This is a genomic window from uncultured Umboniibacter sp. (genome assembly GCF_947497555.1).
Taxonomy (GTDB): Bacteria; Pseudomonadota; Gammaproteobacteria; order Pseudomonadales; family DSM-25080; genus Umboniibacter.
Genome location: NZ_CANMGY010000020.1, coordinates 1 through 4,382, shown reverse-complemented (window position 1 = coordinate 4,382; position 4,382 = coordinate 1). Strand labels below are relative to the sequence as shown.

Below are 4,382 nucleotides of genomic sequence, written 5' to 3'. Positions count from 1 at the left end.
GTGATCACCGGCGCTGACGGGCAAGTGGTTGAGCAGATGAGCTTTGATAGCTTTGGTAAGCGTCGTCATCACGAACAATGGAATAAGAAGCTCACGACCACGGGTAGCGCGCAGAATGGTTTGAACAGCTTGGATCTCGTAACCCAAGCACGAACGAACCGCGGTTACACGAGTCACGAACAACTCGACGAAGTGGAGTTAATCCACATGAACGGTCGGGTGTACGATGCGAACCTGGGCAGGTTCTTAAGTGCGGATACGTTTGTGCCGGATGCGAATAACCTGCAAGCGTACAACCGTTACAGTTATGTGATGAACAATCCGCTGAACGCGACGGATCCGAGTGGTCACATTCCGTGTGAGTTGCGGCCGGTGTTGGCGATAGTGTATGCAGCGGTTATGTCCTATCTAACTTTCGGTGTCGCGGGTGTTGCCGCGATGAGTTGGCAGGGTGCTTTTGCCGCCGCTCAGATTGGTTTTTGGAGTGGCTACATCGCGACAGGAACCTTGGAAGGCGCCGCATGGGGTGCGCTTTCAGGGTTGGTCTTTTCCGGTATAGGTGTTGTAGGGGGTTGGGAAACGGCAGCTAAAGCGGCGACTAGTGGAAGTTTCTGGCTCTCTAACGCGGTAGCAGGTGGCGTACTAGCTGATTTGCAAGGCGGTAAATTTGCGACTGGATTTTTGGCTGCAGGCTTCTCGTCGATGGCCGGCGGGTTGTCTAGCAAGATTACGTGGGCAAGCACGAAAGTTGAGTTCGCAGCGCGTACCATGATATCTGGTCTTGTCGGAGGCACGGTCTCGAAGATCAGTGGCGGGAAGTTTGCGAATGGGTTTATGACCGTTGGGTTGCAGGCGTTGGTGACGATGGGGTTGAATTCACAATCGAATCACAGTGTGGGTGACGAAGGTGACCAATCCGAGGCACTTAAGATTAAAACACGTAATCGTATTAGCTCGGAGTTCGTGAGTGTTACGCGTGACGGCGATACATATGAAATCCGTTTCACCGGCACTGTTAGTGACGGCCATTTGGATCTCGGCAGAGTACGTAATCTCAACCCGCATGGGATAACTCCCGAAGATTTTATCGCTCAAGTTAAATCGGAATATGATGGGCTGTATACCGTCGCAGCGGCTGATGGAACGCAGATTAAGATGCGTATTGTCGTGGATCTAACGGCCGCGCCGCCGGGGCTTGGTGATATTCGGCTTGTGGCTAATCATCCAGGATTCACAGATAATCCGATAATTGCTTCGTTCTTGCCACATGGTGGCGGGACCAAAATCGGGACGATCGCGTTTGGTTTTAGCGACCCATACAAAAATACATTAGCTCATGAATATGGTCATGCGTTAGGCTTCGTCAACGCGAACGATAACCCCGGTGGGCTAATGTCTCCCTATCAAATTGGGAGAACGTTTAATTCAAACGGAAGGGAGGCACAGTGGATATGGGATGCGTACAGCCGCTTTTAATTTTTTGTTTAGTCATTGCAGTGGGGTTTTCGTCTGGAGCGGATGCAGATCAAAATAAGCGTTCGATGTTTGAGTATTTTGAATCCAATCGGGAAACACTAGTTAAATACTGGGACGAAGATAAGGTTGATGTTTATTGCGTTCACTATATTGGATGTAATTTACTCAGCTTTTCTTATGGCGTTGAAGTCAAAGGTCACGACTTCTGTCACTCGCTATATGATATTACATACGACGGTAATTACCAGGACGAAGTTATCGAGTACCGTGGTTTTCGATTGATGACACGAGCGCTATCGTATGCCGTGTTCAACGCTGAGAATGGATGTGATGGCAGAATCGAAACGGCGCTTCTATTGCCGGAAAGCTATCCTCTTCGTTCTGGAGAGGCGCTTTATCAAGAGGTTTTGTTGTGGATGTCGAATCAAAATCGAGCCGAACTTCAGAGCGTGAGGTATGTCACGATTGATACGCGTCCGTCGGATGCTGTTTTAACAAGTAATAACCCAGCAATGCCAGTTGAAGTTGAATTCTATAGTGAACGATTGCGACTTAGAAACGATAGATTCGAAGAGCTAGGGACTCTTAAGGTATATTTTGATGGACATCAATACATTTTTAGCTGGGCGAGTGAGGTCTGAGATTCTACAACTAATGTAATTCCTCAACCGCGTGACGAATGCGGCGGTGTCGGGCGATCTGTCCCACGCGGAGACGTTTAGCTACGACGGTCACGGCAACATCACCAGTAAAACGGGAATGGGCAGCTACACCTATGCGTCGGGCACCCATCGGGTGGGTACTGGCAAGTTAACTCAACCTCCGAGATAATTTGCTCATGAGTCTCTGAGAGCGTCACCAATTGTCGTCCAATGTACACGGATGGCTAGTTAGCGGCTTCTAAGGAGGAGCACTAAGTTGGCAGGATAAATATGGCCCGCTCGGCGCGATTCGAACGCGCGACCTACGCCTTCGGAGGGCGTCACTCTATCCAGCTGAGCTACGAGCGGGTAATTTCGCCTCACTGAAATTGATTGTAGAGCAAACTCTTTAAATCAGTTGCGAAGCGCCGGCGATTATCGCTGACAACGAGAGAGCTGTCCACCCGAAGTTGGCAATTACTGTGGCACGCTAATGCCTCGTTTGTTCCTTGAGCACCCGCCGAAATTACTTCACGCTAGTGATTCGATCATAATTTTCATACACTCTTTCCCCAATACTATTAAGTTAAGTACAGCTAAAAGGTAACCATCATGTTTCTGCGAATTACGACCGTTCTACTTTTAATGATCAATCATTCGCTTGCAGAAGCATCGCCCACTGGCCTGGATAAAGAGGGTGCTACCTTTTACCTCGGCGTGGAATTCGCTGAGGCCAAACGTTGGGAAAGAGCGGAACTACTAAGCTTCGACGAGCATGGCAGCTACCGCACTTTTGGCGCCCGCTGTCCGCAAAAGCTGGGTAATGATGGCGTTATTCAGGGTGAAGAGCGCTGCCTATTTCTAAATATCGCCGTTCCGGAGAATGTTTCCGCAGATGCGCCAGTACTGATGTGGTTCCACGGCGGTGGCTTTACCGGAGGGAGCGGCAATGATTGGATTGATCGTAGTAAGCGATTTACCGATGCTGGGATTATCTTTATCAGCCCTAACTATCGTCTAGGTCTTCTGGGCAATATTGATTCGCAGGAGTTTAGTGGCGGCTTTAGTTTGACGGATATGCAAACTGCCCTTCGCTGGACGCAGCAGAATATAGAGGTGTTTGGTGGTGATGCTAACAAGGTGACTATCGGTGGCGAATCGGCCGGCGGTATGGCCGTGCAGATGCTGCTCGCGAGTCCAGCATCTCAAGGGTTGTTTGCTCGCGCTATATCTCAAAGTGGCTATGGTACATGGCCAATGGCTAAACTAGGAGAATCGGCTTCGGCTGAGGTGATTGACCTCCTAGGGTCGGAACCTCACGCTGATATGTCAACCGAGCAACTGGTTAATGCGGTAACAGGGTTCCTTGTACCTTACTACGGCGATGAATACCTACCGATGACTCCAGCGACCGCCTTTAATGAGGGTAAACAGCAGCAAGTCCCACTTATTATTGGCGCGAATAGCTACGATGGTAGCGTATTCCCCGCCGCTGGCCTGACGCCTGAAAGTGTCTTTGCGCTTCTCGGTGAAGCTGCGATGCCTGCTTACCAGCGTTACCTAGCAGATTTTGGCAGCCAAGAGTTAGCCTTTACCATGATGTTTGGCGAGCTCCGCTACGCGCTATCTGGTTGGGAAATGGCCGAAGCTCATGCGAACGCCAATTTACCCACGTATCACTATTACTTTGATTACCTGCCAAGTTTGCTTCGCAGTAATCTTCCTGGTGCGCCGCATGGCATCGAACTACCGCTGTTGATGGGTTATGACGGAGGCTGGCCGCAACCCGCTGGTGGCGACCCCGTTGGCAATGAGCTGGGCGACTCGTGGATTGAATTCATCATTACGGGTGAGCTACCCAGCGTTGGAAGCCCGGTTGAGTTGCCTGAGCGAGCTATTAAGCTTCATCATATTGGCGCGTTGAATGACGTGGCTAAGCATACCGAACGTATGTCGATGCTTCGTAATGCACTAATTGGTGGGTAAGTACCGAGTTGAATCGCTATAAATTCGACTTCTGATCAATCTTTAATCAGTGTTTCGCCGCCTTTATAGGGGGTAGCTCGCATGCCAAGCAATCGCTCGTAAGTAATTATAGTAAATCGAGTTTTTCGAGGTTGCTATCCGCTCAATATGCGCCTATTATCCATTTCCTTGCTTGACGGCGGTAACCCGTCGCTAGTCAGAAGTTTTGGCTAAGAGCTGCCGTATCGCGTGTAATTTCACCTAGGCGAATCGCCTTAAAAAATCACCTTTACATTGAGT

General features: G+C 49.8%; 4 protein-coding genes and 1 tRNA gene. 4 read left to right on the top strand and 1 reads right to left on the bottom strand.

The annotated features are described in order from the left end of the window. The 3 genes from Q0698_RS13190 to Q0698_RS13180 all read left to right on the top strand — a co-directional run. Nucleotides 1–1,476, top strand: a 1,476-nt coding sequence (locus Q0698_RS13190; RefSeq protein WP_298637154.1) for an RHS repeat-associated core domain-containing protein, incomplete at its 5' end; no start/stop codon positions are given. Further along, entirely contained in the window at nt 1,452–2,117 is a 666-nt protein-coding gene (locus Q0698_RS13185) for a hypothetical protein (RefSeq protein WP_298637153.1), read from the top strand. The genes Q0698_RS13190 and Q0698_RS13185, both read left to right, overlap by 25 nt. 46 nt (nt 2,118–2,163) lie before the next feature. Then, a complete protein-coding gene (locus Q0698_RS13180) occupies nt 2,164–2,307 on the top strand; it encodes a hypothetical protein (protein WP_298637152.1) in 144 nt (47 codons plus the stop codon). Between the two features lie 102 nt (nt 2,308–2,409). Here the strand turns inward: Q0698_RS13180 and Q0698_RS13175 are convergent. Beyond that, nucleotides 2,410–2,486 (bottom strand) — tRNA-Arg (locus Q0698_RS13175). A gap of 243 nt (nt 2,487–2,729) precedes the next feature. Between Q0698_RS13175 and Q0698_RS13170 the strand changes: the two genes are divergently transcribed. Then, the gene (locus Q0698_RS13170) at nt 2,730–4,103 is read left to right on the top strand and encodes a carboxylesterase family protein (protein ID WP_298637151.1); all 1,374 of its coding nucleotides are present in this window, start codon (nt 2,730–2,732) and stop codon (nt 4,101–4,103) included. Nucleotides 4,104–4,382 lie beyond the last annotated feature (279 nt).